The organism is Cupriavidus neocaledonicus, assembly GCF_000372525.1.
Taxonomy (GTDB): Bacteria; Pseudomonadota; Gammaproteobacteria; order Burkholderiales; family Burkholderiaceae; genus Cupriavidus; species Cupriavidus neocaledonicus.
Genome location: NZ_AQUR01000102.1, coordinates 147800 through 173231, shown reverse-complemented (window position 1 = coordinate 173231; position 25432 = coordinate 147800). Strand labels below are relative to the sequence as shown.

Sequence of the window (25432 nt, the reverse complement as noted above, 5' to 3'; positions counted from 1 at the left end):
CGTGCCCTGCCCCCTCCTGCCTTCTTTCCTGATATCTGCTGACCCATGATGGCTAGCCACCCTGCCGGCGCTGCGGCGCATGACGCTGCCCCGGCGTTCGATTTCGTGTTGTTCGGCGCCACCGGCGACCTGGCCCGGCGCAAGCTGCTGCCGGCGCTGTTCGACGCCCATGCCGCCGGCTCGCTGCATCCGGCCGGTCGCATCCTGGCGCTGGGCAGCCAGCCGCTGACACACCAGGCCTACCTGGACATGCTGCAGGACGAAGTGCTGCCAGCGCTGGCGGGCGATGCCGCGGCGGCCGCGTGGCCGGCCTTTCTGGAGCGCATCCTGTACCTGCAGGTGGATGCCAACGCCGCTGCCGGCTTCGATGCTTTGGCGGAACTGGTCAACGCGCGCGCGGCACCGGTGGTGGTGTTCTACCTGGCCACGGCGCCGCACCTGTTCGTCACGGTCTGCGGGCAACTGGCGCGCGTGGGCCTGACCGGCCCGCGCAGCCGCATCGTGCTGGAAAAGCCGCTCGGCCACGACCTGGCATCGTCCGAGTCCATCAATGCCGAGGTGGCGCGCCATTTCGCCGAGGACCAGATCTACCGGATCGACCACTACCTGGGCAAGGAGTCGGTGCAGAACCTGATGGCGGTGCGCTTCGGCAACGTGCTGTTCGAACCGCTGTGGCGGCGCGAATGGGTGCGCCAGGTGCAGATCACCATCGCCGAAGAACTCGGCGTCGAGCGCCGCGGCAACTTCTACGACGGCATCGGCGCGCTGCGCGACATGGTGCAGAACCACCTGCTGCAGCTGCTGTGCATGGTGGCGATGGAGCCGCCTGCCAGCCTGTCGGAAGATGCCATCCGCGACGAGAAGCTGAAGATCCTGAAGGCACTGCGGCCGATCCGCCCCGAGGACGTGGCCGAGACCGTGGTGCGCGGCCAGTATGCGCGCGGCGCCGTCGGCGGCGACCCGGTGCCCGGCTATGCCAGCGAGCCCGGCATCGCGCCTGACAGCCGCACCGAGACCTTTGTCGCAATCCGTGCCGAGATTGCCAACTGGCGCTGGGCCGGCGTGCCGTTCTACCTGCGCACCGGCAAGCGCATGCAGGCGCGCGTGGCGGAGATCGTGATCCACTTCCACGACGTGCCCCACCCGCTGTTTCCGCATCCGCCAGGGGTCTTCTCCGGCAACCGGCTGGTGATCACGCTGCAGCCGCAAGAGAGCATCCGGCTGTATTTCCTGACCAAGCAGCCGGGCGATACGCAGGCGCTGACTCCGGCCTCGCTGGACCTGCAACTGACCAGCGCCGCGCCACGCGTGCGGCGCGTGGGCGCCTACGAGCGCCTGCTGCTCGACGTGATCCGCGGCCGGCTGGGACTGTTCGTGCGGCGCGACGAACAGGTGCAGGCGTGGCGCTGGGTCGCGCCCATCCTGAAGACATGGGAGACCTCGCCCACGCCGCCCAAGCCATACACCGCCGGCACCTGGGGGCCGGCGGCCTCCAGCGCCCTGCTGTCGCGCGACGGCATGGCCTGGCATGAAGAGATGTAGTCAACGTATCGCGGAGCACCGAGATTTCCACTTCCCTACCCGCCTGGAAAGCCCTGCGCGCGCATGCCGACTCGCTGCGCGGCACCCATATGCGCGACTGGTTCGACGGCCCGCACGGCGCGGCGCGGGCCGAGCGCTTCACCGCCGAGGCCTGCGGCCTGACCCTGGACTACGCCAAGAACCGCATTACCGACGAGACCCTCGCGCTGCTGTTCGCCCTGGCCGCGCAGGCGCGCGTGGCCGAGCGGCGCGACAGCATGTACGCCGGCGAGCCGGTCAACGTCACCGAGCACCGCGCCGCGCTGCATATCGCGCTGCGTGCATACCCGGAGGACGGCTATCGCGCGCTGGGCGTTCCGGTCGGCGCGCAGGTCGCTGAAGTGCTGGCGCAGATGGCACGCTTTGCCGAGGCAGTGCGCAGCGGCGCCTGGACCGGCTTCGACGGCCGCGCGATCACCGACGTCGTCAATATCGGCATCGGCGGTTCGGACCTGGGCCCGCGCATGGTTTGCCGTGCGCTGGCGACAGCGCAGGCCGGCACGCACAACACCGGGCCGCGCATGCACTTCGTCGCCAATGTCGACGGCAGCGACCTGGCGCGCACGCTCTCCGGGCTGGATGCCGCCGCCACGCTGGTCATCGTCTGCTCGAAGACCTTCACCACGCTGGAGACCATGGCCAACGCCCGCACCGCGCGCGACTGGTTCCTGCACCAGGGCGTGAGCCGCGCCGGCCTGGCGCGCCACTTCGTCGCGGTCTCGACCAACCGCGAGGCGGTGGCCGGGTTCGGAATCGACCCGGCCAATATGTTCCCGTTCTGGGACTGGGTGGGCGGGCGCTTTTCGCTGTGGTCGGCGGTGGGCCTGTCGATCGCGGTGGCGATCGGCTTCGACCGTTTCCGGCAATTGCTGGATGGCGCGCGCGCCATGGACCTGCATTTCGCCAGCGCACCGCCGCCGCGCAACCTGCCGATGATCCTGGGCTTGCTGGACGTGTGGTACCGCAGCTTCCTGGGCGCCGGCAGCCGCTGCGTGGCACCTTACTGCGAGCCGCTGGAGCTGCTGCCGTCCTTCCTGCAGCAGCTGGAGATGGAAAGCAATGGCAAGTCCGTGCGGCTCGACGGCGGCGCGCTCGCGGCGGACTCGGCCGCGGTGGTGTGGGGCACCACCGGCACGAACGGGCAGCACGCCTACTTCCAGATGATGCACCAGGGCTCGCAACTGGTTCCGGTCGACTTCATCGCCACGCTGGCGCCCGTCAGCGACCTGCCTGGCCACCATACCAAGCTGCTGGCCAACTGCTTTGCGCAGGGCGAGGCGCTGCTGCGAGGCCGCAGCGCCGATGAAGTGCGCGCCGAAGGCGTGCGCGACGAAACGCTGGTGCCACACCTGGTGTTCGCGGGCAACCGGCCCAGCAATACGTTGCTGCTGCAGCGGCTGGATCCTTACCACCTGGGCGCGCTGCTGGCGCTCTGCGAGCACCGCACCTTCGTGCAGGGCGCACTGTGGCAGATCAACTCCTTCGACCAATGGGGCGTGGAGCTTGGCAAGAAGCTGGCGGCGCCGATCCAGCAGGAACTGGAAGGCACGCCTGCAGCGGCGGCGCACGATGCCTCCACCGCGGCGCTGATCCGGCGCGCCCGCGCGGCGCGGGCCACGGTGCCATACTGACGCGCGGCAGCGCAAACCCTACCTCCAAGGAGACATCGATGGCCACGCCCCTTCCCCGCTATGTCGTGTTCGGCGAAGCCCTGACCGACATGGTCCGGCAGGCCGACGGCAGCTGGCTGGCCCTGCCGGGGGGCTCGTGCTGGAACGTGGCGCGGGTAGGCGCGCGCCTCGGCCTTGCCACCGGCTTTGCCGGGGCCGTCAGCCAGGACCTGTTCGGCGACGACCTGGCACGGGCCAGCGCCGAAGCCGGCCTCGATGGCCGTTTTTTGCAGCGCATGGACCGTTCGCCGTTGCTGGCCTTTGTCGCCTCGCGCCATCCCCCGCGGTATTTCTTTGTCGGCGACGACAGCGCCGACCTGCATTTCGATCCGGCACGCCTGCCCGACGGCTGGCGCGCGGCGGCCGACGTGATCCACTTCGGTTCGATCAGCCTGGTGCGCCAGCCGCTGGCGCAACGACTGTGCGAAGAAGCCACGCAGGCCGCGCGCGCCGGCAAGCGCATTGCCTTCGACCCTAACTTCCGCGACCTGATGCGCGCGCCCGGCTATGCCGGAGTGCTGGCGCATATGCTGGCGCTGGCAACCTACGTCAAGGTCTCCGACGAAGACCTGGCCGGGCTGTTCCCCGGGCTCGATCCCGGCGCGGCGCTGGCCCGCGTGCGCGAGATGGCGCCCCGCGCCACGGTGATGCTGACGCGCGGCGCGCACGGCATGACGCTGCTGCATGGCAATGCCGCGGTCGAACAGCCGGCAATCCGCGTTGATGTGGCCGATACCGTGGGCTGCGGCGACGCGGCCATGGGTGGCTGGATGGCCAGCGTGCTTGGCGATGCCGCCGCCGACCTCGGCGCCCAGGCACGTCTTGCCAGCGCCGCGGCGGCGATCGCCGCGACCCGCGCCGGCGCCTATCCGCCGCTGCGGCAAGAGGTGGACGCGCTGCTGGCCGCTACGGCAGGAACGGCGGCGACAGCAAACGCAGGCCGACCGTAAAGAAGCGCGTCCCCGTGCCGCCGCCGAACACGTTGCCGTAGGTGGTGTCGACCTGCACCCGGTCCTGTACCACCCAGAAGCGAAAGCCGCCCTGGAACGACGGCTTGCCGCGGTTCTCGCCGAAGGTCTCGGCGATCAGGAACACACGCGGATGCAGCTGGGTCTCGGTGCCTGCGCCCCAGGTCATGCGCGTCTGGCGGTTGCCGGTGTCGCGGTTGGCGCCGAGGTTCAGGTGCGCGACGAAGCGGTCGTCGGCGAACGAGATCGACACCGGCACGTTGACATACAGGTTGCCCAGCACCTTGCCGGGCTCGGCATCGGGATGGTGGATCACCCCGCCCGACAGCGCGATGCCGTAGCCGTTGGTTTCCAGCGGCTTGAGCAGCGTCTTGGCCTGGAACTGCACGTTGGTGCCGTCCCAGCCGCCATCGACGCGCTGCAGCGAACCGCCCAGCGTCAGCTCGAGGTTGCCGGTGGGATTGCAGCCGGGCAGCGCCCACAGCTCATTGCCGCCGGACTGGAACTGCATCCACGATTCCAGCTGGCAGGCCTTGGGATCGACGATGCGGGCATCGTCCGTGATGAGCGGCCGTGCCGCCAGCGCGGGCCGGCAGGCCGCGGCCACCATGGCCAGCGCGGCCACGCGTACGAAGAACTGGTGCCACACCATGGCAACCTCCTGAGCAAACAGCCATATACCCGGCGACGATACACACGGGCCATGACAAGACATCGAAAGGCAGCAAGGGAGGTCTGGCACCGGCGGGCGCAGGCATCGGCCTGGCCGCATGGGGCATGGCAGCGCCGGGGCGGCGGCACTGCAGCGAAAGACCGCAGTGCCTCAGCGCGCCGGCGCGGCCGGGAAGGCTCCCGTTGCGCGAGAAGGACTGGGACAACTGTCCACGGATAGCTCCGTTGGCTGGAACGGGGCGCAGTGTAATGCCGGCCCGTGGTGCGGTCAACCCGACCCATGCGCCACGCGCATGGCGGCATGCGGAGATATCGCTACCGCGCGCCGGCCGCCCTCTCCTAACATCGTCTGCACCATCTGCCCGGCCGGGCGCAGGCCAGCGACCGTCCCATGCCCCGGGCAGGTGCCACAGAGGAGGAATCCAGATGCCTAACAGTGCTGCGCCAACGAGCGCGCCCTACACGCCGCCGACCCAGGCGGCGCCCGCCATCCAGCCCAGCCAGCGCCGGCGTGCCATCATCGCCACGGTGATCGGCAACGGCCTGGAGTGGTTCGACTTCACCGTGTACAGCTTCTTCGCGGTCATCATCGCCCGGCTGTTCTTCCCCACCGGCAACGACCTCAGCTCGCTGCTGCTGGCCGTGGCGACTTTTGGCGTGGGCTTTTTCATGCGCCCGGTGGGCGGCATCGTGCTGGGTGTCTACGCCGACCGCGTCGGGCGCAAGGCGGCGCTGTCGCTGACCATCCTGCTGATGGCGGTGGGCACCACGCTGATCGGCATTGCCCCGACCTATGACCAGATCGGCATCTTCGCCCCGTTGCTGATCGTGGTGGCGCGGCTGATGCAAGGCTTCTCCGCCGGCGGCGAAATGGGCGGCGCCACCGCTTTCCTGACCGAATACGCCCCCGCACGCCAGCGCGCCTACTACTCCAGCTGGATCCAGGCCAGCATCGGCGTGGCGGTGCTGCTGGGCGCCGCGGTGGGCACCTTCGTCACCAGCTCGCTGAGCCCCGAGGCACTGAACAGCTGGGGCTGGCGCCTGCCGTTCCTGCTGGGCATCGTGATCGGCCCGGTGGGCTACTACATCCGCCACCACCTGGATGAAACCCCGGCGTTTCGCGATACCGCCGAGCGCGCCGATTCGCCGCTGAAGGAAATCTTCCGGACCTACCCGCGCGAAACCACCGCCAGCTTCTCGATGGTGATCCTGTGGACCGTGTGCACCTACGTGCTGCTGTTCTACATGCCGACCTACGCGGTCAAGGTGCTCAAGGTGCCGCAGGCCGACGGCTTTGCCGCCGGCATGGCGGGCGGCTGCGCCATCATGGTGTTCGCGCCGCTGGTGGGTCTGCTGGCCGACCGCATCGGCCGACGCGTGCTGCTGAGCGGCTCGGCGCTGCTGATCCTGGCGCTGGCCTGGCCCATGTTCGCGTATATCAACCATGTGCCGGGCCTGGGCTCGCTGCTGGTGTTCCAGCTGGTGTTCGGGGTGCTGATCGCCACCTATACCGGCCCGATCCTGGCGGCCTTCTCCGAGCTGTTCCCGGCGCGCGTCCTGTCGACCGGCCTGTCGGTCGCGTACAACTTCGCGGTGACGATCTTCGGCGGCTTTGCCTCGTTCATCATCACCTGGCTGATCGCCACCACCGGCAGCAGCATGGCGCCGGCCATCTACGTGATGATCGCCGCTGCCATCAGCCTGGTCGGCACCCGCTTCGTGCGCGAACCTTCCTACCTGCAACAACGCTGACATGCTTCACCATACCCAGATCCTCTTCCACGGCGGCGATGTGCTCGAACCCGGCACCGGCGAGCTGCTGCGCGGCCATGACGTGCTGGTCGAAGGCGAGCGCATCGCCGCGGTCGGCCCCGCCATCGACGCACCGCATGCGCAGCGCATCGACGCGCGCGGCAAGACCGTGATGCCGGGCCTGATCGACTGCCACGTGCACGTGCTGGCGTCGCTGGCCAATCTCGGCCTGAACGCGGTGCAGCCCAATGTGCTGGTCGCGATCCGCGCGCTGCCGATCATGCAGCGCATGCTGGAGCGCGGCTTTACCACCGTGCGCGATGCCGGCGGCGCCGACTGGGGCCTGTCGCAGGCGGTCGCCACCGGGCTGGTGCCGGGCCCGCGCATCTTTGCCTCGGGCAAGGCGCTGTCGCAGACCGGCGGCCATGGCGACTTCCGTCCGCGCTCCGATGTGCTCGAGCCCTGCTCGTGCGCCTTCCGCGCCGGCGCCATTGCGCGCGTGGCCGACGGCGTGGACGCCGTGCGCCTGGCAGTGCGCGAAGAAATCCAGAAGGGCGCGGCCCAGATCAAGATCATGGCGTCGGGCGGCGTGGCCTCGCCCACCGACCCGATCGGCAACACGCAGTACAGCGAGGACGAGATCCGCGCCATCGTCGCCGAGGCCGAGGCCGCGCAGACCTACGTGATGGCCCACGCCTACACCGGCCGCGCCATCACGCGCGCGGTCCGCTGCGGCGTGCGTACCATCGAGCACGGCAACCTGGTCGATCGCGCCGCCGCCGACGAAATGCGCAGGCACGGCGCCTTTGTCGTGCCGACGCTGGTCACCTACGATGCGCTCGCCCGCGACGGTGCCCGCCTGGGCCTGCCGGCCGAATCGGTGGCCAAGATCGAGACCGTGCGCCAGGCCGGCCGCGACTCGCTGCGGCTCTATGCCGATGCCGGCGTGCCGATGGGCTATGGCTCCGACCTGCTCGGCGAGATGCACGACCACCAGGCCGACGAGTTCCGCATCCGCGCCGAGTTGCTGGGCAACCTGGAAGCGATCCGTTCGGCGACCTCGATCGCCGCGGCCATCGTGCAGCGCGAAGGCGAGCTCGGCACCACCCGTGCCGGCGCGCTGGCCGACCTGCTGCTGGTCGACGGCAACCCGCTCGCCGACATCAGCCTGATCGCCGGCCAAGGCGAACGCCTGAGCGTGGTGATGCAGGCCGGCCGCATCCATCGCCGCGCCGCCGGCTGAGCCAGCTGACCCCAGCCGTTGGCCACGAGTGGCCCGCTCTTTCTCCCGCCCCACCCGCCGGCACATGCCGGCGGTCTATCATGGCGGCATCTCCGGCCCGGACGCCCCCATGCGCATTTCCCCGCTCCCGCCCCTGCCCAACCTGGTCGCCTTCGAAGCCGCGATGCGGCACGGCAGCTTTACCCGCGCCGCGGCTGAACTGCACCTGACGCAGAGCGCGATCAGCCGCCAGGTGGCCCAGCTGGAACGCTTCCTCGGGCGCAAGCTGTTTATCCGCGAACCACGCGCGCTGCGCCTGACCGTCAGCGGGCAACGCTATGCCGAGGTGGTGCAGCGCCTGCTGGTCGGCTGCGCCGAGGCCACCGAAGACGTGATGAAGGTGCGCAGCCACACCGCGCTGACGGTGGCGTGCTCCAGCGGCGTCGCGGTGCTGTGGCTGACGCCGCGGCTGGCGTCGTTCCGCGCCGCCCACCCGGAGATCCAGCTGCGCCTGACCGTCAACGACAGCCTGTCGGCGCTGGCGCCGGCGGAGTTCGACATCGGCCTGTATTACCTGCGCGAAGGGCCACCGGCCGGGCTGGCCGCGCGCCGGTTGTACGGGGAGGAAGTGTTCCCGGTGTGCACGCCCGGCTATCTCGGCGGGCGCACGCTGGCGCCGTCCGACCTGGCCGGCGAGACCCTGCTGATGCTCGACGACGGCCAGCGCCAGTGGATGTCATGGCAGACCTGGCTGGCCCACCAGGGCCTGCCCGACGCCACGCCCCGCAACGTGCTGACTTCGAACCAGTATCCGATCCTGCTGCAGCTGGCCATGGAGGGCCAGGGCATCGCGCTGGGCTGGCGCCACATGATCGATGCCTGCCTGCGCGACGGCCTGCTGGTGCGCGCCTGCGACGCCAGCGCCAGCCTGGGCGGCGGGTATTACGCGGTATGGCCGCGCGACCGCATGGAACCGGCGGCGGCGCGCGCGTTCCGCAACTGGCTGGTGCGCCAGGCGGCGTCGTGAAGGCTCAGGAACCCGCCTTGTAATTCGTTTCCTTGACGATCTTCGCCCACCTTGCCGCGTCCTCGGCGATGGTGGCGGCGAACTGTTCCGGGGTGCCGCCCACCACCTCGTAGTCGATCGCGGCCAGCCGCTGGCGGATCTCGGGCTGCGCCAGGATGCGGTTCATCTCCTGGTTCAGCCGCGCGACGATCTCCCGGGGCGTGCCGGCCGGGGCCAGCAGGCCGGCCCACGAGTTGAACGCCATGCCGTCGAAGCCGGCTTCCTGCATGGTCGGCACCTCCGGCAGCGCGGGCGACCGCCTGGACGCGAACACCGCCAGCGGGCGCAGCTTGCCGGCCTTGATCATCGCCATGCCGTTGAACGGATCGATGGTCATGTCGACCTCGCCAGAGACCACCGCCTGCATCTGCGGGCCGGTGCCGCGGTACGACACGCTGACCACGTCCGGCGTGCCCGCGGCGCTCTTGAAGGTGGCGCCGATCAGCTCGATCATGCTGCTGCCGGCCGACAGGCTAAGCGGCCGGGACTTTGTCCTGGCCAGCGCGACGAACTCCTGCACGGTCCTGGCCGGCACCGACGGGTGCACCACCATCACGAAGCCGATATTGCTGATCTGAGCGATCGGCGCGAAGCTTTTCAGCGGCTCGTAGCCGGCCTTGTACAGCACCGGGCTGAGGGTCTGCGCGCCGGCGGTATTGAGCAGCAGCGTATAGCCGTCAGGCGCCGCGCGTGCCACCGCGTCGGTGCCGATGATGCCGTTGGCGCCGGGACGGTTCTCGACCACCACCGGCTGCTTGAGCGCCTCGCCCAGCTTCTGCGAAATCAGGCGCGCCACCACGTCGGTGGCGCCGCCCGGGGCAAACGGCACCACCATGCGGATCGGCTTGCTGGGATAGGTGTCGCCCCAGGCCAGCGCGGGCAGCGCGCTCAGCACGGCGGCGCACAGCATCAGGCGGCGGCGCGGATTCAGTTGCATCAAGGTGTCTCCTGGATGGCGGTGGCTGGGAGCGTGGCAGCATCGAGGGCGCATCCGCCGTTTTTCATATTTATGAATTTTATTTTACGCATATAAACTTTACCGTCAATTAGGGGTATGTGCGGACAGCGCAGACGATGCAGAACTGCGCAGAAGACGCCGGCAGCACTGATACGCGGGCGCGATTCTGCCATGGCATGTGCCTTGCGTTTCCATCAGGCTCCGACGTCGGCAACCAGACCGCAGCGCCCGGCGCCGGGGCCTGGAATGCGCAGGTGGTCCGGATCGGGAGCATCGCGCGTCCGGCGCAATCCACGGAGAGCAACCATGGCAAACGACAGGCATCCGCAAGGAACGCCGCGCACGGATCGATGGGATCCGGCCGCCCTCGAGCAGGCATTGCGCGGCCTGGACTATCCCGCGACGCGCGGCGCGTTGATTTCTACCGCGCGCGACAACCACGCGGAGGACGCGATCGTCGATGCCCTGCTGGGCATACCCGAGCAAAACTACCGGGATGCCGCGGAAGTGGCGCAGGCCGTTGCGCGGCACCTCGGCACATAGGCGGGAGCGCCGCGCATGCCGGAACCCATGCCCGGGATTTCAGCGTCGATCGCTGTACAGCGGATCCAGATCGTGCCGGAATAGTTTTCGCAGCGGACTGGGATACTGGAATGCCAGCACGGGCTCCAGTGCGTCATGCCGGTTGCGGAACACCTCGAACAGGCGGCGCCTGCCGCCCGTGTCCCAGCCGAAGACATAGACGTAGGCGCTGCCCCGCCACGCCAGCGTTTCGGCGCCGAACGGCGGGCCCACCTCGGCGAGCCGGCAATAGCGCGAACACAGCGCCAGGGCAATTTTTTCCGGTCCGGTCGGCTCGCGCTCCGGGTCGGTTTCAAACGGCGCTTGCAGGACCGCTCCAAGCGACCAAGGGTGACCGTTGGGGTGTGCCGGCGCAAGGCTATGGTCTGGCGACTGGTGGACAGGCACGGTCTGGCTCTCCTCTGGCTCGTTCTATTTCTTGCACCGCCGCGCATCGAGCGAATTTCACCGTCTTGGCGGCGCTCCCGGGTTTCCGGCGTGGCCCCGCCGGCCTGGCATCTGCTGCGTGGTCCCGCTCCGGCGCGACCTCCCCCGCGCGCCCGACGGCATACGCCAATCAAACGCGAATGATTCGCACCTTCATGACGTTTTGCCGCGCCCCAAAAACAAAGCGCCCGCCGGTGGGACCTGGCGGGCGGACATTGCCGAATGGGGGCGCATTCGGACAGTGCCGATCATGCCTAGTTATGCGGGGACGAGCATATCCCTCTAAAGCAGTACCATGGCCGCGGCGCACCCCGGTGACCGGCGCTCGGGTCCGCCGCGGAACCACTCAGGCCGCGGCCTGCGCCAGGGTCGGGTAATCGGTCAGGCCCCGGGCGCCGCCGCCGAACAGCGTGTCGCGCTGGTGCAGCGCCAGCGGCGCGCCGATGCGCAGGCGCTCGGGCAGGTCGGGATTGGCGACGAACGGACGGCCGAACGCGATCAGGTCGGCCCAGCCCGCGGCAACCGCCTCGCGCGCGCGCTCCGCGGTGTACTTGCCGGCATAGATCAGCGCCCCCGGGAAGGCCTCGCGCAGCCGCTGCTTGAATGCGACCGGCATCAGCGGCGCGTCGTCCCAGTCCGCTTCCGCGATATGGAGATAGCCGACGCCGAGCCGGCCCAGCAGTTCGGCCGCGCCCAGGTACGTGGTTTCGGGATCGTCGTCGACGCAGCCGTTGAGCGTGGTCAGCGGCGCCAGGCGAATGCCGACGCGCGACGCGTCGCCGGTACCGTCGATCAGTGCCTGCGCCACTTCGCCGAGGAAGCGCAGCCGGTTCTTCAGCGCGCCGCCGTACTGGTCCGTGCGCGTGTTGGCGCCGGAGTCGATGAACTGGTTCACCAGGTAGCCGTTGGCGCCGTGCAGCTCGACGCCGTCGAAGCCCGCCGCCATCGCGTTGCGCGCCGCGGCACGGTACTGGGCGACGATCTCGCCGATTTCCTCCACCGTCAGGGCGCGCGGCACCGAGGCCTGGACGAAGCCCGGGGTGCTGCCGTCCTCCCCCGCGATGAAGACATTGACGCCCTGCGCCTGGATCGGCGACGACGACACCGGTTGCCGGCCGCCCAGCAGGCTGGTGTGGCTGAGCCGGCCGACGTGCCAGAGCTGCGCGAAGATGCGGCCGCCGGCGGCGTGGACCGCCGCTGTGACCTTGCGCCAGCCCGCGACCTGCGCCGGCGTGTGGATGCCCGGCGTCCAGGCGTAGCCCTTGCCGAGCGGAGCGATATAGGTGCCCTCGCTGACGATCAGGCCGGCGCCGGCGCGCTGCGCGTAGTAGGCGGCCATCAGGTCGTTGGCCTCGTCACCGGGCTGGCTGGCGCGCGAGCGCGTCATCGGCGGCATGACGATGCGGTTCGGCAGCGTCAGGCCACCCAGTTGCAGCGGTTGAAACAGCGGATCCTTGCTCATGGTGCTTGTCCTGTCAGGTTCGCGGCCGGGGGCCGCGAACGGGTCATCGGGAATGTCGGCGCGCCGGGTCGCTCAGTCCCATTGCGGCGCCAGGCCGTCCGGGCTGACCTCGCGGCCGTTGCGCTCCAGCGCGGCGATCTGTGCCATGTCGTCGTCGCCCAGCCGCAGGGTCTGCGCCAGCAGGTTGCTGGCCAGGTTCTCGCGCCTGGTCGACGACGGGATCACCGAGTAGCCCAGCCGCAGCGCCCAAGCCAGCACCACCTGCGCCGGCGTGGCCTGGTGCCGCTGCGCGATCGCGCCGATCACCGGGTCGCCCAGCACCTTGCCGTACGCGAGCGTCATGTACGACGTCACATGGATGCCTTCGCGCTGCAGGAACGCCACCAGCTCGCGGTTCTGCAGGTAGGGGCTCAGCTCGATCTGGTTGGTCGCGATCGCATCCTTGCCGACCGCGGCGATGGCCTGGCGGGTCAGCGCGATATTGAAGTTGGACACGCCGATCCGCCGCGTCAGCCCCTTTTCCTGCGCCTGCGCCAGCGTGGTCATGAAGGTCTCCGGCGGCACGCCATTGCCGGGCGCCGGCCAGTGGATCAGGGTCAGGTCGACGTAGTCGGTGCGCAGCTTGCGCAGGCTCTCCTCGAGGCTCGGCACGAGCTTGTCCGGGGCGTAGTTGTCGACCCAGATCTTGGTGGTCAGGAACAGCTCGTCGCGGCGCACGCCCGACGCGGCAATGGCCTCGCCGATGTCGGCTTCGTTGCCGTAGATCTGCGCGGTGTCGATGGCGCGGTAGCCCAGTTCAAGGCCGTTGCGGACCGAGTCGATGACAACCTGGCCTTGCAGGCGGAAGGTGCCGAGGCCGAAGGCGGGAATCTTGCTCATGGTGTTAACTCCTGGGGAGAAGCCAGGGAAGGCTGGTTCGATGCAGCCATTCTGCCGTCCGGGACTGATGAGATAAACGCCTTTACTGGACAAAAATATTTGATTTGAAATCAAGGATTGCCACGCGCTGCCGCATCGTCTATAAACCAGTCTGTCCTGATTCCGGCGCACCCATGAAAATCACGCTCGACGAACTGCTGGCCTTTGCCACCGTGGTCGACAGCGGCTCGATCACGGCCGCCGCGCAACAGCTCGACCTCACCGTCTCGGCGACCAGCCGCACCCTTGCCCGCCTCGAGGAAAAGCTCAAGACCACGCTGCTGCGCCGGACCACGCGCCGCCTCGAGCTGACCGAGGAAGGCCAGGCCTTCCTGCACGACGCGCGCGCCATCATCGACTCGGTCGAAAACGCGGAAGAACAGATGCTGGCGCGGCGCGAGAAGCCGTCCGGGCGCCTGCGCGTCGACGCCGCGTCGCCGTTCATGCTGCATGTGATCGTGCCGCTGGTGCGCGGCTACCGCGAACGCTTCCCGCAGGTGGAGCTGGAGCTGAACAGCAACGAGGGCATCATCGACCTGCTCGAGCGGCGCACCGACGTGGCCATCCGCATCGGCCGCCTGAAGGATTCGACGCTGCATAGCCGGCTGATCGGCAACAGCCGGGTGCGCATGCTGGCCAGCCCGGCCTATCTCGACGCGCACGGCCACCCGCGCAAGGCGCAGGACCTCGGCAAGCACGCGCTGCTGGGCTTCAACCAGCCCGAATCGCTGAACGTGTGGCCGGTCCTGGGAGCGGACGGAGAGCCCTACCGGATCGAGCCGGCGGTGTGGTCGTCGAGCGGCGAAACGCTCAGGCAGCTGGCGCTGGAAGGCGCGGGGATCGTGTGTCTGTCGGACTTCATGACCGCGCACGACCGCGAGGCGGGCCGGCTGGTGCAGGTGCTGGCGCGCCAGACCCAGGACGTGCGCCAGCCCATCCATGCGGTCTACTACCGCAATACCGCGATCTCAGCGCGCATCGCGTCGTTCGTCGACTACCTGGTCGAAGCGATCGGCGGCAAGGCTGGGGCGCGCCAGGCGGCAGCGTGGGCCCGGCCCTGACCATGTCCTAGGCCACCACGAAGCGCGGATCCAGCCGGGCCAGCGCAAACGCGCGGGTGTGCGCGACAAAGGCCTTGAGCAGGATCGACGGCGCCCGCTGCGCCGAGAACAGCACCGAGAAGTCGGTGGTCAGCAGGGGGTCGAACATGCGGAAGCAGACGCCGTCGCCCTTGTACTCCAGTGCGGTGATCGGATCGATCAGCGCCACGCCCAGCCCCTCCTCCACGAACGCGCAGATGCTCCAGGACACCTGCGTTTCCACCTGCACCTTGCATTCGATGCCATAGGAGGCAAAGAGCGCATCGATCTGCAGGCGCGAGTCCAGCACGCGCGGATGCGAGACGAAGCGCTCCCCGGCCAGGTCGGGCGGGCGGATGACTTCCTGGCCGGCAAGCCGGTGCCCGGCGGGTATGGCGCACACCATCCGGGTCGACAGCAGCCGCTCGCCGTGCGTGCTGGGGTGGTTCATCGACAGGATGGCAAAGCCCACGTCGCAGCGCTGCTCCGAGATCATGTTGACCACCGTGCGCGACGAGTGCGGCAGCATCGTGATCTGGATCTGGGGGTGGTCCGCCATGAACGCCGCGATCGCGCGCGGCAGGAACGACAGCGCCAGCGCCGGCGCGGCGGCGATCTGCAGCGAGCCGCGCTGCATGTCGCGGATGTCGAGCGCGGTCTGGGCGATGCGGTCGATGCCGACCAGCGAGCGCTGCACTTCCTCGAACAGTGCCTGCGCCTCGGCGGTGGGATGCAGCCGGCCGCGCATGCGCTCGAACAGGGAAAACCCTATGGCCTCTTCGAGATCAGCGATCAGCCGGGTCGTCGCCGGCTGCGAGATGTGGAGCATCTCGGCGGCGCGCGTAACGGTCTGGCAAAGCATGACGGCCCGGAAGGCCTCGAGCTGGCGGATTTTCATCAGGCAAGTCTATAACAACATGTTATCGACGGCCCAAAAAAAAGAATTTTTCACGGCCACGGCATCCTCCTAATCTATCCCGACGCCGCATATTTCCGCATGTTCTTCGTTGCGGTGCAACGATAACCCCCCTGCATGGTTTTGGGGATCGATGGCAAGTTGACGGTGCATAACAGGGAGGAAAGCATGAAACAGCAAATTCTCGCCGCGGCCGTGGTCGCGTTGTGCGGCACCTCGGCCGCGCTGGCCCAGCAGCCGACCCTCTACGTCGGTTCGTACGGCGGCTCGACCGAAAAGGTGTTCAAGGAAAAGATCATCCCCGCCTTCGAGACCCGGCATAAGGTCAAGGTGGTCTATGTCGCGGGCAATTCCACCGACACGCTGGCCAAGCTGCAGGCGCAGAAGGCGCGCCAGGAACTCGACGTGGTGCTGCTCGACGACGGCCCGATGTACCAGGCGCTGCAGCTGGGCTTCTGCGATGCCGTCAAGGACGCGCCGGTCTACAAGGACCTCTACCCGCTGGCGAAGCTCGGCGACAAGGCCACCGGCATCGGCGTGGTGGCGACCGGCCTGGTCTACAACACCGAGGCGTTCCGCAAGGCCGGCCTGCCGAAACCGGATTCGTGGGAGGTGCTGGCCGACAGGAAATTCCGCCAGAAGGTCGCAATCCCGCCGATCAGCAATACCTACGGACTGCAGACGCTGATCATGTTTGCCAAGCTGCGCAAGGGCGGCGACCAGAATGTCGAGCCGGGCTTCGCCGCGCTGACGCGCGAGGTCGGCCCCAACGTGCTGGCCTGGGAGCCGTCGCCGGGCAAGATGACCGAGCTGTTCCAGAACGGCGATGTCACGCTGGCGGTGTGGGGCAGCGGCCGCGCGCAAAGCCTGAAGGACACCGGCTTCCCGGTGGAATTCGTCTATCCGAAGGAAGGCGCTCCGGCGCTGCTGACCGCCGCGTGCCCGGTGGTGCAGAGCGACGTGGCCGAGGCCTCGCAGGCCTTTATCCAGTATCTGCTCACGCCCGAGGTGCAGACCGTGCTGGCCGACAGCCAGGGCTGGGGGCCTGTCAATGCCAAGGTCAAGCTTGAACCGAAGGTGGCCGCCAAGGTGCCGTACGGCAAGGCCCAGATCGACACGCTGCTGCCGACCAACTGGACCGTGGTCAACGAGAAGCGCGCCGAGTGGACCAACCGCTGGAACCGCACGGTCGAGCGCTGAGCCCCTGGCCCGATCGCCCCACGACAGCCACCAAGACTGCCCCCGCACACCCATGAGCTTCCTGACACTGAGCGGCCTCGCGAAGGCCTTCGGCAGCTTCCATGCCGTTGAAAACCTGAGCCTCGAGGTCGAGCGCGGCGAATTCCTGTCGCTGCTCGGCCCTTCCGGCTGCGGCAAGACCACCACGCTGCAGATGATCGCCGGCTTCATCGAACCCACGCGCGGCCGCATCGTGCTCGACGGGCGCGACATCACCGCGCTGCGCCCCGAAAAACGCGGCATGGGCGTGGTGTTCCAGAGCTACGCGCTGTTTCCGCACATGACCGTGGCCGCCAATATCGGCTTCGGGCTGGAGATGCGCGGCGTCGCCGCGGCCGAGCGCGGCCGCCGCATCGACGAGGCGCTCGAACTGGTGCGCCTGGGCGGCCTCGGCAGGCGCTACCCGAAGGAGCTGTCGGGCGGCCAGCGCCAGCGCGTGGCGATTGCGCGCGCGCTGGCGATCCGGCCCGAGGTGCTGCTGCTCGACGAACCGATGTCCAACCTCGATGCCAAGCTGCGCGAGGACATGCATATCGAGCTGCGCGCGATCCAGCGCCAGCTCGGCATCACCACCATCCTGGTCACCCACGACCAGGTCGAGGCCATGACCATGAGCGACCGCATCGCGGTGATGCATGGCGGCCGCATCGTCCAGCTGGCGACGCCGTTCGAGGCCTACGAGCGCCCGCAGTCGGCCTTTGCCTCGGGTTTCCTGGGCAAGACCAACAGCCTCGCCGGCGTGGTCGAGCAGACCAACGCGCGCTGCTGCGAAGTGCGCCTGGGCAACACGCTGGCGTACGTGCCGCATGAAGGCCGCCAGGTCGGGCGCGAGGTGCAGGTCTACGTGCGTCCCGAGAAGATCCGGCTGGGCCGGTCGGGCGACGGCGGCATTCCCGGCACCGTGCATACCCGGCTGTTCCTTGGCAACCACTGGATGCTGGAGGTCGACAGCGCGCTGGGCCGGCTGCGCGTGAGCCAGCCCAACCTGGGCGAGACCCCGCCGGCCGAGGGCGCGGCGGTCAGCGTGCTGTGGCACGACCAGGACTTGCGCGTGCTGGCCTGCGAAACCGCGACGGAGGCGCGCCATGCCTGATACCGCCACCCCCAACCTTGCAGGCGCGCACGCGATGGCGGCGCGCCCGCCGGGCAAACCGTTCGCCGGCGCCGCCCCGTGGCTGCTGTCGGGCCCCGCGCTGCTGCTGTTCTGCGCGATGCTGCTGGTGCCGCTGCTGCTCACCGGCCTGCTGTCGCTGCACGCGTTCGACGGCACCCGCGGCGTGCTGCCGGCGATGACCGCCGCCAATTATCTCGAGATCCTCGGCGACAGCTACTACCACGAAATCTTCCTGCGCACGGCTGGCATGGCGCTGGCGGTGACGGGGCTCGCGGTGGTCTTCGGCGTGCCCGAGACCCTGATCCTGTCGCGCATGCGCAGCCCGTGGCGCGGCCTCTTCCTGATCGTGATCCTCGGGCCGCTGCTGATCTCGGTGGTGGTGCGCACGCTCGGCTGGGCCATCCTGATGGGCAACAATGGCCTGATCAACGAGACCCTGCAGTGGCTGGGCCTGGTCGATGCGCCGGTGAAGCTGGTGTTTACGCAGACCGGCGTGATCATCGCGCTGACGCACGTGATGATGCCGTTCATGGTGATCTCGGTATGGGCCTCGCTGCAGAAGCTGGACCCGCAGGTCGAGCAGGCCGGCCAGGCCTTCGGCGCCTCGCCCTTCACGGTGTTCCGCCGCGTGATCCTGCCGCAGATCCTGCCGCAGATCCTGCCGGGCATCCTGTCGGGCAGCATCATCGTGTTCGCGCTGTCGGCGTCGGCCTTCGCCACCCCGGCCATCCTCGGCGGGCGCCGCCTCAAGGTGGTGGCCACCGCCGCCTACGACGAATTTCTGAACACGCTGAACTGGCCGCTCGGCGCCGCCATCGCGGTGCTGCTGCTGATCGCCAACGTGATCGTCATCGTCGGCTGCAACCGGCTGGTGGAGCGCCGCTTCCGCCAGGTCTTCGACGCCTGAGGAGCTGATGCCATGCGCAAGAACGGTCCCCTTTCCCTGCTGTACCACGCCCTCTTCATCGCCTTCATGGTGGCGCCGCTGCTGGTGGTGGTTGCCGTGTCCTTCACCGGCAAGGGCTATATCTCGATGCCCACCGACGGCCTGTCGCTGCGCTGGTTCCGCGCCATTGCCGGTGCGCACGAGATCGTCGACGCGATCTGGCTGTCGCTGACGCTGGGCCTGGTCAGCGCCACCATCGCTGTGGCGCTGGCGGTGCCCGCGGCGCTGGCGCTGGTCCGCCATCGCTTTCCCGGCCGCGGCGCGCTGATGGCCTTCTTCCTGTCGCCGCTGATGATTCCGCACGTGGTGCTGGGGGTGGCCTTCCTGCGCTTTTTCACCACGCTGGGCGTAACCGGGTCGTTCTTCTGGCTCGCCCTGACGCACGTGGTGGTGGTCATGCCCTACGCGCTGCGCCTGGTGCTGGCCGCCGCCACCGGGCTCGACCGCGATGCCGAGCGCGCCGCGCTCTCGCTGGGCGCCAGCCGCTTCACGGCATTCCGCCGCGTGGTGCTGCCGCTGATCCTGCCCGGCGTGGTGGGCGGCTGGATGCTGTCATTCATCCAGAGCTTCGACGAGCTGACCATGACCGTCTTCGTCGCCACGCCGGGCACCACCACGCTGCCGGTGGCGATGTACAACCAGATCGCCCAGACCATCGATCCGCTGGTGGCTTCGGTGTCCACGGTGCTGATCGCCGGCACGCTGGTGCTGATGGTGCTGCTGGACCGCATCGTCGGCCTCGACCGCGTGCTGATCGGCAAGAACTGAACTTCGACTGACATGACCACATCCGATCTGATCGTGATTGGCGGCGGCCTGGTCGGCACCGCCATCGCCTACGGCGCCGCCGGGCAAGGCCTGCGCGTTACCGTGCTGGACGAAGGCGACGACGCCCTGCGCGCCTCGCGCGGCAACTTTGGCCTGGTCTGGGTCCAGGGCAAGGGCCTGGGCATGGAGCCCTACGCGCGCTGGACGCTGGGCTCGGCGCGGCTCTGGCCGCAGCTGCGTGATGCGCTGCGCGACGAAACCGGCATCGACGTCTGCCTGCGCCAGCCCGGCGGCTTCCACCTGTGCTTTTCCGAGGCGGACATGGCTGAGCGCCGCCAGCGCCTGCAGAGCATCCACGACGCGCTGCAGGGCGACTATCCGTTCGAGATGCTCGGCCAGCGCGAACTCGCGCAACGGCTGCCGGGCGTCGGCCCGGAGGTGGTCGGCGCCAGCTATACCCCGATGGACGGGCACACCAATCCGCTCAAGCTGCTGCGCGCGCTGCATGCGGCCTGCCAGCGGCGTGGTGTGCGTATCGTCGGCCGGCACGGCGCGCACTCGATCCGGTCCGAAGCGGGCGGCTTTACCGTCCATGCGGGCGAAGCCGGCCAGGCGCGCTTTGCCGCGCCGCGCGTGGTGCTGGCCGCCGGCCTCGGCAACCGCAGGCTCGCCGCTGAGGTCGGCCTGCATGCGCCGGTGGCGCCGAACCGTGGCCAGGTACTGGTCGGCGAGCGGGCCACCCACTTCCTCGACTTTCCCACCACCTACGTGCGCCAGACCGACGAAGGCACGATCCAGCTGGGCGACTCGATGGAGGACGTCGGCTTCGACGACGGCACCAGCGCCGGCGTGCTCGCCGAGATCGCGCGCCGCGGCGTGCGCAGCTTCCCAGCGCTGGCCGGCCTGAAGCTGGTGCGCGCCTGGGGCGCGCTGCGCGTGATGAGCCCGGACGGCTACCCGATCTACCAGGAAAGCCCGACCTGCCCCGGCGCCTTCGTCACCACCTGCCATAGCGGCGTCACGCTTGCCGCCGCGCACGCGCTGCGCGTCGCCCCGTGGGTGGCCGGCGGCGAACCGCCGCAGGGGATCGACGTATTCACCGGCGACCGCTTCCTGAACTCCAACCAGACCTTCCACCATGCCCACTGATCGCCTGTTCAAACGGATCGCCGCGTCCGCAGCCCATGGCGGCGCCGACTCCGTCACCATCGAATTCAACGGCGCGCCGCTGCGGGTGCCGGCCGGCTGCAGCGTTGCCGCGGCGCTGCTGGCCAGCGGCGTGACCCGCTTCCGCAATTCGCCGGTCAGCGGCGAGCCGCGCGCGCCGTACTGCATGATGGGCGTCTGCTTCGAATGCCTGATGGAGATCGACGGACAGCCTAGCCGGCAAAGCTGCCTGGTGACGGTGCGCGAAGGCATGCGCGTGCACACGCAGGACGGCGCGCGCACCTTGCCCTTGCCCGCGCCGGCAGAGGCTGGCCACGCCGCGGAGGTGGCCCATGGCTGAGCGTGACGTCGACATCGCCATCATCGGCGCCGGTCCGGCCGGCATGGCGGCGGCGGTGGCCGCCGCGGCCAGCGGCGCGCGCGTGGCCCTGCTGGACGAGCAGGAAGCCTGCGGCGGCCAGATCTACCGCGCCATCCAGAGCGCGCCACCGGAACGCCTGCGCATCCTCGGTCCCGACTACGCCGCCGGCCGCGCGCTGGCCGAGCGCTTCGCCGCCAGCGGCGCGCAGCACATCACCGGCGCGGCGGTGTGGCAGGTCACGCGCGAGCACACCGTGCACTACCTGCGCCAGGGCCGTGTCGCCAGCCTGCAGGCGCGGCAGGTGATTCTCTGCACCGGGGCCATGGAGCGCCCGTTCCCGATCCCCGGATGGACCCTGCCCGGCGTGCTGACCGCCGGCGCCGCGCAGATCCTGCTCAAGAGCGCCGACGTGGTACCGGCCGAACCGGTGGTGCTGGCCGGCTGCGGGCCCCTGCTCTACCTGCTCGGCTGGCAATACGTGCGCGCCGGCGTGCCGATCCGCGCCATCGTCGGCACCACCGACGGCGCCGACTACCAGCGCGCGCTGGCCCATCTTGGCGGAGCGCTGGCAGGCTGGCGCTACCTGAAGAAGGGCCTGGCGCTGATGCGTGCGCTGAAGCGCGGCGGCGTGCCCTTCTACAAGGGCGCCACGGACCTGGCGGTCGAGGGCGACGAGGCGGTGCGGGCGCTGCGCTTCACCAGCCGCGGGCAGTCGCACCGCATTGCCACGCATGCCGTGCTGCTGCACCAGGGCGTGGTGCCCAATACCCAGTTCAGCTGGGCGCTGCGCGCGGCGCACCGCTGGGACGACACGCAGCTGTGCTGGCAGCCGGTGGTCGACGACTGGGGCGCGCTCGACCTGCCGGGCATATTCGTCGCCGGCGATGGCCGCGGCATCGGCGGCGCGGTTGCCGCCGCGCTGCAGGGCGAGCTGGCCGGCCTGGCGGCGGCCCATAACGTCGGCCGCCTCGACGCCGCGCAACGCGACCGCCGGGCCGCGCCGCTGCGCGCCGCGCTGCGCTCGCACCTGAGCATCCGGCCCTTCCTCGACGCGCTGTACCGCCCCAAGCCGGCCAACCGCGTACCGGCGGACGACGTCATCGTCTGCCGCTGCGAGGAAGTGACCGCCGGCGCCATCCGCGGCTTCGTCGCGCTGGGCTGCAGCGGGCCCAACCAGGCCAAGTCGTTCGGCCGCTGCGGCATGGGGCCGTGCCAGGGGCGCCAGTGCGGCCTGACGGTTACCGAGGTCATCGCCGACGCGCGCGGCGTGCCGCCGCAGGAGGTCGGCTACTACCGCATTCGTCCGCCGATCAAGCCGGTGACACTCGGAGAACTGGCCAATGAAGGCTGACGCGCGCCACGGCAGCGGATCCGATGCCGACGTGATCGTGATCGGCGGCGGGCTGCAAGGCACCTCGAGCGCGCTGCACCTGGCGCGCAAGGGCCTGCGCGTGACGCTGCTCGAAGCCGACTATTGCGGCCGCCACGCGTCGGGGGTCAACGCCGGCGGCGTGCGCACGCTGGGGCGCCACCTGGCCGAGATTCCGCTGGCATTGGCGTCGCTCGCGCTGTGGCACCGGCTGGCGGACCTGACCGGCGACGACGCCGGTTTCGTCCCCAGCGGCCAGCTCAAGGTGGCAGAGACCGACGCCGAACTCGACGTGCTGCGCCGGCGCGTGGCCCAGCTCGAAGCACTGGGCTTCACCCACGAAACGCTGGTCGACGCGCACACGGTGCGGGCCCTGGTGCCGTCGATCGCCCCCCATGTCACCGGCGCGATCTGGGCACGTCGCGACGGCCATGCGCTGCCCTACCGGGCCGTCACCGCGTTCCGCCGCGCCGCCGAGGCCGCCGGCGCCACCATCCATGAAGCCACCCCGGCCGGACGCCTCGAATACGCGCGCGGCAACTGGCACGTGCACACCCCGCGCGGCGTGTTCCGCGCGCAGCGGCTGGTCAACGCGGCCGGCGCATGGGCCGGCACCTTCGCGGCGCAGCTCGGCGAGCCCGTGCCGGTCGAGGCCGGCGGACTGATGCTGATGATCACGCATCGCGTGGCGCCGTTCGTCAGGCCGGTGCTGGGCGCCACCGGGCGCGCACTGTCGTTCAAGCAGTTCGACAACGGCACCGTGCTGATCGGGGGCGGCCTGCGCTGCCCTGCCGATGCCCGGGCCCGCCACGGCGAAGTCGACATGCTCGGGCTCGGCGCCAGCGCGCAGACCGTGACCGCGCTGTTCCCGCACCTGGGCCCGCTGGGCATCAATCGCGCCTGGGCCGGGGTCGAGGCGTTCCTGCCGGACCAGATACCGGTGATCGGGCCAAGCCGGTCTGCACCGGGCGTGGTGCATGCCTTCGGCTTCTCCGCGCACGGCTTCGAACTGGGGCCGATCGTGGGACAGATCGTTGCCGATCTTGTCACCGAGGGCCGCTCCGCCCTGCCGATCGACGCCTTTGCCGTCGACCGTTTCGACCAACCCCGCAGTGCCATGGCCGGCGCGCTGCGCGACTAGCTTCCAGCCGGCTCCCTTTCCAACTTTTTTCCCGAGGTCTTACGGATGAGCAATATCCAGCGCTTCCAGTCCACCAAACGCCTTTCCCGCCTCGTCGTGCATAACGGCGTGGTGTACGTGGCCGGCGTCACCGCCACCGATCCTTCCGGCGATATCGGCGCGCAGACGCGCGATGTGCTGGAGAAGATCGACGGCTACCTCGCCAGCGTCGGCAGCGACCGCAGCCGGCTGCTGTCCGCGCAGATCTGGCTCAAGGATATCGACCAGGACTTCGCCGGCATGAACGCTGCCTGGGAAGCGTGGATCCCCGAGGACGCGGTACCCACGCGCGCCACCTGCGAGGCCAGGCTGGCGCGGCCGGAACTGCTGGTGGAGATCATCGTGACGGCGGCGGTCTGACGCCGCAGCGCGCCAGACCGCCATCCCGCGGCCTTACTCGCCGTACTGGAACAGCACGCGGCCCTCGCCCGGCACGTCGGCGGCCGCGTGGGCCTGCGTCATCGTGCCAGCCATGGCCGCCACGGCCATCCCTAGCGCAAGCATGCGCTTCATGACGCCGCTCCGGCCAGTGTCGCTTGCAGGGCCTGCAAGCCATCGCGATAGATGCCCTCGAACAGCCGCGATGCCTCGTCGTCGCTCACCCCTGCGGGCGTGAACTGGCCGGACCACTCGACGCGAGCGCCCTGGTCGCCGTCGATGCCGACCACGCGCAGCGTGGAGCGGTAGCCGGTAACCGGGAACGGCGCCCGCAGGATCGAGTAGGTGTAGCTGCGCGCGTCCTGGTCGAAGGCCTCGAGCTGTTCGACGATGGCGTCGCCATCCGGATTGACGAGGCTGCGCACACGGCCGCCCTCGCTCAGTTCGCTCCTGGGAATATACGGCAGCCAGTCGGGCAGCGAATCGAAGCCGCCAATCAGTTGCCAGACGCGGTCCGGCGACACCGGCAGCGTGATCGTTGCAGAAGCTTGTGCCATGGCTGGCTCCTTGAAATCAGAATGCACAACAGGCTCAGACGCGATCGCCAGGCAGCGGCGCGTTCACCGCGACCAGTTGCTGCGCGCGCAGCTCGCGCCAGAAATCGACCGGAATCTTCTCGTTCAGCGCCGCCACGTCCTCGGCGATGCGCTCCGGCCGGCTCGCGCCCGGGATCACCGCGGCCACCGCCGGATTGGCCAGCACGAATTGCAGCGCCGCGGCCTTGATGCTCACCCCGTGGCGTTGCGCGACCGCCTTGATGCGCTCGACCCGGGCGATGATCTCGGGCGGTGCCTTCTGGTACTCGAAGTGCGAGCCGCCGGCGAGGATGCCGGAGCTGTACGGGCCGCCGACGACAATCTCGGTGTGGCGCTCAGCCGCCTTCGGCATCAGGCGCTGCAGCGCGCGCTCGTGGTCGAGCAGCGAATAGCGGCCCGCCAGCAGGAAGCCGTCCGGCTGCGCCTCGTCCAGGTCCAGGGTCAGTTCGATCGGCTCGACACGGTTCACGCCCAGGCCCCAGGCCTTGATCACACCTTCGTCGCGCAGCCTGCTCAGCGCGCGGAAGGCGCCGGTGCGTGCGGTCTCGAAATAGGACAGCCAGGCGTCGCCGTAGAAGTCCTGGGCGATGTCGTGGACCCAGACGATATCGAGCCGATCGCTCTTCATTCGCTTCAGGCTGTCCTCGATCGACCGCAGCGTGGCATCCGCCGAGTAGTCGTTGACGATCTTGTTCGGGCGCCCGGCCGCGAACAGGCCGCTCTTTTCGCCCAGCGCCCGCGCGCCGGCGTCCTCGACTTCGTCCAGGATCAGGCGGCCGACCTTGGTGCTGAGCACGTATTCATCGCGCGGGTGCCGGGACAACGCCTCGCCCAGCCGGATTTCGGCCAGCCCGGCGCCGTAGAACGGCGCGGTGTCGTAGTAGCGCACGCCTTGCGCCCAGGCCGCGTCCACCGTGGCCTGCGCCTCCGCTTCCGGGATGTCGCGGAACATATTGCCCAGCGGGGCGGTACCAAAGCCGAGTACGTTGCCGGCCAGTTTGTCCTTGATGCTCATGACTGCTCCACAAAGTAAGTTGGGGTG

Annotated in this window: 25 protein-coding genes; 17 read left to right on the top strand and 8 right to left on the bottom strand. The window is 69.4% G+C overall.

All coding sequences use genetic code 11. The features are described from left to right. Nucleotides 1-45: 45 nt before the first annotated feature. Genes zwf through A3AG_RS0120905 form a run of 3 tightly spaced genes read left to right on the top strand, consistent with a single transcriptional unit; the run spans nt 46 to nt 4201 of the window. Nucleotides 46-1542: a glucose-6-phosphate dehydrogenase gene (zwf, locus tag A3AG_RS0120915; protein WP_018007306.1), complete on the top strand. Its 1497-nt coding sequence runs from the start codon at nt 46-48 to the stop codon at nt 1540-1542. Nucleotides 1543-1565: 23 nt separating this feature from the next. Continuing rightward, the gene (gene pgi / locus A3AG_RS0120910) at nt 1566-3212 is read left to right on the top strand and encodes a glucose-6-phosphate isomerase (protein ID WP_026164348.1); all 1647 of its coding nucleotides are present in this window, start codon (nt 1566-1568) and stop codon (nt 3210-3212) included. A gap of 38 nt (nt 3213-3250) precedes the next feature. After that, nucleotides 3251-4201, top strand: coding sequence for a carbohydrate kinase family protein (locus A3AG_RS0120905; protein ID WP_018007304.1), 951 nt, complete (start codon nt 3251-3253; stop codon nt 4199-4201). Here A3AG_RS0120905 and A3AG_RS0120900 read toward each other — a convergent pair. After that, nucleotides 4158-4871 carry a hypothetical protein gene (locus A3AG_RS0120900; RefSeq protein WP_018007303.1) on the bottom strand — a complete coding sequence of 238 codons (714 nt, stop codon included), beginning with the start codon at nt 4869-4871 and terminating at the stop codon, nt 4158-4160. The genes A3AG_RS0120905 and A3AG_RS0120900 overlap by 44 nt on opposite strands. Nucleotides 4872-5317: 446 nt before the next feature. Between A3AG_RS0120900 and A3AG_RS0120895 the strand changes: the two genes are divergently transcribed. The 3 genes from A3AG_RS0120895 to A3AG_RS0120885 all read left to right on the top strand — a co-directional run bounded on the left by A3AG_RS0120895 (nt 5318) and on the right by A3AG_RS0120885 (nt 8892). Next, the gene (locus A3AG_RS0120895; protein ID WP_018007302.1) at nt 5318-6643 is read left to right on the top strand and encodes an MFS transporter; all 1326 of its coding nucleotides are present in this window, start codon (nt 5318-5320) and stop codon (nt 6641-6643) included. A gap of 1 nt (nt 6644) precedes the next feature. Beyond that, on the top strand, nt 6645-7886 hold the full coding sequence (locus A3AG_RS0120890; RefSeq protein ID WP_018007301.1) for a metal-dependent hydrolase family protein: 1242 nt from the start codon (nt 6645-6647) through the stop codon (nt 7884-7886). Nucleotides 7887-7995: 109 nt separating this feature from the next. Then, on the top strand, nt 7996-8892 hold the full coding sequence (locus A3AG_RS0120885) for a LysR substrate-binding domain-containing protein (protein ID WP_026164347.1): 897 nt from the start codon (nt 7996-7998) through the stop codon (nt 8890-8892). Nucleotides 8893-8896: 4 nt separating this feature from the next. On the opposite strand, the gene A3AG_RS0120880 is transcribed toward A3AG_RS0120885, so the two are convergent. Continuing rightward, complete coding sequence (locus A3AG_RS0120880) at nt 8897-9868, bottom strand: Bug family tripartite tricarboxylate transporter substrate binding protein (protein WP_018007299.1); 972 nt, start codon at nt 9866-9868, stop codon at nt 8897-8899. Nucleotides 9869-10195: 327 nt separating this feature from the next. On the opposite strand from A3AG_RS0120880, the gene A3AG_RS0120875 reads away from it, so the two are divergent. Further along, nucleotides 10196-10432 (top strand): DUF2795 domain-containing protein, encoded by a 237-nt coding sequence (locus A3AG_RS0120875; RefSeq protein ID WP_018007298.1) that lies wholly within the window; start codon nt 10196-10198, stop codon nt 10430-10432. 39 nt (nt 10433-10471) lie between these two features. Here the strand turns inward: A3AG_RS0120875 and A3AG_RS34065 are convergent, their stop codons facing one another. The 3 genes from A3AG_RS34065 to dkgB all read right to left on the bottom strand — a co-directional run bounded on the left by A3AG_RS34065 (nt 10472) and on the right by dkgB (nt 13238). Then, the gene (locus tag A3AG_RS34065; RefSeq protein WP_145987521.1) at nt 10472-10858 is read right to left on the bottom strand and encodes a hypothetical protein; all 387 of its coding nucleotides are present in this window, start codon (nt 10856-10858) and stop codon (nt 10472-10474) included. A gap of 385 nt (nt 10859-11243) precedes the next feature. After that, nucleotides 11244-12359 carry an alkene reductase gene (locus A3AG_RS0120865; RefSeq protein ID WP_018007296.1) on the bottom strand — a complete coding sequence of 372 codons (1116 nt, stop codon included), beginning with the start codon at nt 12357-12359 and terminating at the stop codon, nt 11244-11246. Between the two features lie 72 nt (nt 12360-12431). Beyond that, a complete protein-coding gene (gene dkgB / locus A3AG_RS0120860; protein WP_018007295.1) occupies nt 12432-13238 on the bottom strand; it encodes a 2,5-didehydrogluconate reductase DkgB in 807 nt (268 codons plus the stop codon). A gap of 173 nt (nt 13239-13411) precedes the next feature. On the opposite strand from dkgB, the gene A3AG_RS0120855 reads away from it, so the two are divergent. After that, entirely contained in the window at nt 13412-14338 is a 927-nt protein-coding gene (locus A3AG_RS0120855; RefSeq protein WP_018007294.1) for a LysR substrate-binding domain-containing protein, read from the top strand. 7 nt (nt 14339-14345) lie between these two features. On the opposite strand, the gene A3AG_RS0120850 is transcribed toward A3AG_RS0120855, so the two are convergent. Next, a complete protein-coding gene (locus tag A3AG_RS0120850) occupies nt 14346-15254 on the bottom strand; it encodes a LysR substrate-binding domain-containing protein (protein WP_018007293.1) in 909 nt (302 codons plus the stop codon). Between the two features lie 186 nt (nt 15255-15440). On the opposite strand from A3AG_RS0120850, the gene A3AG_RS0120845 reads away from it, so the two are divergent. From A3AG_RS0120845 to A3AG_RS0120805, 9 genes are read left to right on the top strand one after another with little or no spacing between them, the layout of a single operon-like run. Next, complete coding sequence (locus tag A3AG_RS0120845; protein WP_018007292.1) at nt 15441-16472, top strand: ABC transporter substrate-binding protein; 1032 nt, start codon at nt 15441-15443, stop codon at nt 16470-16472. A gap of 52 nt (nt 16473-16524) precedes the next feature. After that, nucleotides 16525-17604, top strand: coding sequence for an ABC transporter ATP-binding protein (locus A3AG_RS0120840; RefSeq protein ID WP_018007291.1), 1080 nt, complete (start codon nt 16525-16527; stop codon nt 17602-17604). Nucleotides 17605-17638: 34 nt separating this feature from the next. Beyond that, a complete protein-coding gene (locus A3AG_RS0120835; protein WP_026164346.1) occupies nt 17639-18532 on the top strand; it encodes an ABC transporter permease in 894 nt (297 codons plus the stop codon). Between the two features lie 12 nt (nt 18533-18544). After that, nucleotides 18545-19339 carry an ABC transporter permease gene (locus A3AG_RS0120830; RefSeq protein WP_018007289.1) on the top strand — a complete coding sequence of 265 codons (795 nt, stop codon included), beginning with the start codon at nt 18545-18547 and terminating at the stop codon, nt 19337-19339. 12 nt (nt 19340-19351) lie between these two features. After that, nucleotides 19352-20488, top strand: a complete 1137-nt coding sequence (locus A3AG_RS0120825) for an NAD(P)/FAD-dependent oxidoreductase (protein ID WP_018007288.1) — start codon at nt 19352-19354, stop codon at nt 20486-20488. Then, nucleotides 20478-20846 (top strand): (2Fe-2S)-binding protein, encoded by a 369-nt coding sequence (locus tag A3AG_RS0120820; protein WP_018007287.1) that lies wholly within the window; start codon nt 20478-20480, stop codon nt 20844-20846. Before A3AG_RS0120825 ends, A3AG_RS0120820 begins: the two co-directional genes overlap by 11 nt. After that, on the top strand, nt 20839-22218 hold the full coding sequence (locus A3AG_RS0120815) for an FAD/NAD(P)-dependent oxidoreductase (RefSeq protein ID WP_018007286.1): 1380 nt from the start codon (nt 20839-20841) through the stop codon (nt 22216-22218). The genes A3AG_RS0120820 and A3AG_RS0120815 overlap by 8 nt, the downstream gene beginning before the upstream one ends. Next, on the top strand, nt 22208-23377 hold the full coding sequence (locus A3AG_RS0120810) for an NAD(P)/FAD-dependent oxidoreductase (protein WP_018007285.1): 1170 nt from the start codon (nt 22208-22210) through the stop codon (nt 23375-23377). Before A3AG_RS0120815 ends, A3AG_RS0120810 begins: the two co-directional genes overlap by 11 nt. Before the next feature lie 45 nt (nt 23378-23422). Next, complete coding sequence (locus A3AG_RS0120805; RefSeq protein ID WP_018007284.1) at nt 23423-23776, top strand: RidA family protein; 354 nt, start codon at nt 23423-23425, stop codon at nt 23774-23776. Nucleotides 23777-23925: 149 nt separating this feature from the next. Here the strand turns inward: A3AG_RS0120805 and A3AG_RS0120795 are convergent, their stop codons facing one another. Both A3AG_RS0120795 and A3AG_RS0120790 read right to left on the bottom strand, forming a co-directional pair. Beyond that, a complete protein-coding gene (locus A3AG_RS0120795; protein ID WP_018007282.1) occupies nt 23926-24351 on the bottom strand; it encodes an SRPBCC family protein in 426 nt (141 codons plus the stop codon). 34 nt (nt 24352-24385) lie between these two features. Continuing rightward, complete coding sequence (locus tag A3AG_RS0120790; protein ID WP_018007281.1) at nt 24386-25405, bottom strand: aldo/keto reductase; 1020 nt, start codon at nt 25403-25405, stop codon at nt 24386-24388. Nucleotides 25406-25432 lie beyond the last annotated feature (27 nt).

What these genes read in the sequence shown, in the direction of transcription:
- A3AG_RS0120790 (WP_018007281.1), bottom strand. Translation starts at nt 25,405, where the DNA reads ATGAGCATCAAGGACAAACTGGCCGGCAACGTACTCGGCTTTGGTACC.
- A3AG_RS0120885 (WP_026164347.1), top strand. Translation starts at nt 7,996, where the DNA reads ATGCGCATTTCCCCGCTCCCGCCCCTGCCCAACCTGGTCGCCTTCGAA.
- A3AG_RS0120900 (WP_018007303.1), bottom strand. Translation starts at nt 4,871, where the DNA reads ATGGTGTGGCACCAGTTCTTCGTACGCGTGGCCGCGCTGGCCATGGTG.
- A3AG_RS0120865 (WP_018007296.1), bottom strand. Translation starts at nt 12,359, where the DNA reads ATGAGCAAGGATCCGCTGTTTCAACCGCTGCAACTGGGTGGCCTGACG.
- A3AG_RS0120895 (WP_018007302.1), top strand. Translation starts at nt 5,318, where the DNA reads ATGCCTAACAGTGCTGCGCCAACGAGCGCGCCCTACACGCCGCCGACC.
- A3AG_RS0120820 (WP_018007287.1), top strand. Translation starts at nt 20,478, where the DNA reads ATGCCCACTGATCGCCTGTTCAAACGGATCGCCGCGTCCGCAGCCCAT.
- A3AG_RS0120875 (WP_018007298.1), top strand. Translation starts at nt 10,196, where the DNA reads ATGGCAAACGACAGGCATCCGCAAGGAACGCCGCGCACGGATCGATGG.
- A3AG_RS0120805 (WP_018007284.1), top strand. Translation starts at nt 23,423, where the DNA reads ATGAGCAATATCCAGCGCTTCCAGTCCACCAAACGCCTTTCCCGCCTC.
- zwf (WP_018007306.1), top strand. Translation starts at nt 46, where the DNA reads ATGATGGCTAGCCACCCTGCCGGCGCTGCGGCGCATGACGCTGCCCCG.
- A3AG_RS0120905 (WP_018007304.1), top strand. Translation starts at nt 3,251, where the DNA reads ATGGCCACGCCCCTTCCCCGCTATGTCGTGTTCGGCGAAGCCCTGACC.
- A3AG_RS0120795 (WP_018007282.1), bottom strand. Translation starts at nt 24,351, where the DNA reads ATGGCACAAGCTTCTGCAACGATCACGCTGCCGGTGTCGCCGGACCGC.
- A3AG_RS0120825 (WP_018007288.1), top strand. Translation starts at nt 19,352, where the DNA reads ATGACCACATCCGATCTGATCGTGATTGGCGGCGGCCTGGTCGGCACC.
- A3AG_RS0120815 (WP_018007286.1), top strand. Translation starts at nt 20,839, where the DNA reads ATGGCTGAGCGTGACGTCGACATCGCCATCATCGGCGCCGGTCCGGCC.
- A3AG_RS0120855 (WP_018007294.1), top strand. Translation starts at nt 13,412, where the DNA reads ATGAAAATCACGCTCGACGAACTGCTGGCCTTTGCCACCGTGGTCGAC.
- A3AG_RS0120835 (WP_026164346.1), top strand. Translation starts at nt 17,639, where the DNA reads ATGGCGGCGCGCCCGCCGGGCAAACCGTTCGCCGGCGCCGCCCCGTGG.
- A3AG_RS0120840 (WP_018007291.1), top strand. Translation starts at nt 16,525, where the DNA reads ATGAGCTTCCTGACACTGAGCGGCCTCGCGAAGGCCTTCGGCAGCTTC.
- dkgB (WP_018007295.1), bottom strand. Translation starts at nt 13,238, where the DNA reads ATGAGCAAGATTCCCGCCTTCGGCCTCGGCACCTTCCGCCTGCAAGGC.
- A3AG_RS0120830 (WP_018007289.1), top strand. Translation starts at nt 18,545, where the DNA reads ATGCGCAAGAACGGTCCCCTTTCCCTGCTGTACCACGCCCTCTTCATC.
- A3AG_RS0120890 (WP_018007301.1), top strand. Translation starts at nt 6,645, where the DNA reads ATGCTTCACCATACCCAGATCCTCTTCCACGGCGGCGATGTGCTCGAA.
- A3AG_RS0120845 (WP_018007292.1), top strand. Translation starts at nt 15,441, where the DNA reads ATGAAACAGCAAATTCTCGCCGCGGCCGTGGTCGCGTTGTGCGGCACC.
- A3AG_RS0120880 (WP_018007299.1), bottom strand. Translation starts at nt 9,868, where the DNA reads ATGCAACTGAATCCGCGCCGCCGCCTGATGCTGTGCGCCGCCGTGCTG.
- A3AG_RS0120810 (WP_018007285.1), top strand. Translation starts at nt 22,208, where the DNA reads ATGAAGGCTGACGCGCGCCACGGCAGCGGATCCGATGCCGACGTGATC.
- A3AG_RS0120850 (WP_018007293.1), bottom strand. Translation starts at nt 15,254, where the DNA reads ATGAAAATCCGCCAGCTCGAGGCCTTCCGGGCCGTCATGCTTTGCCAG.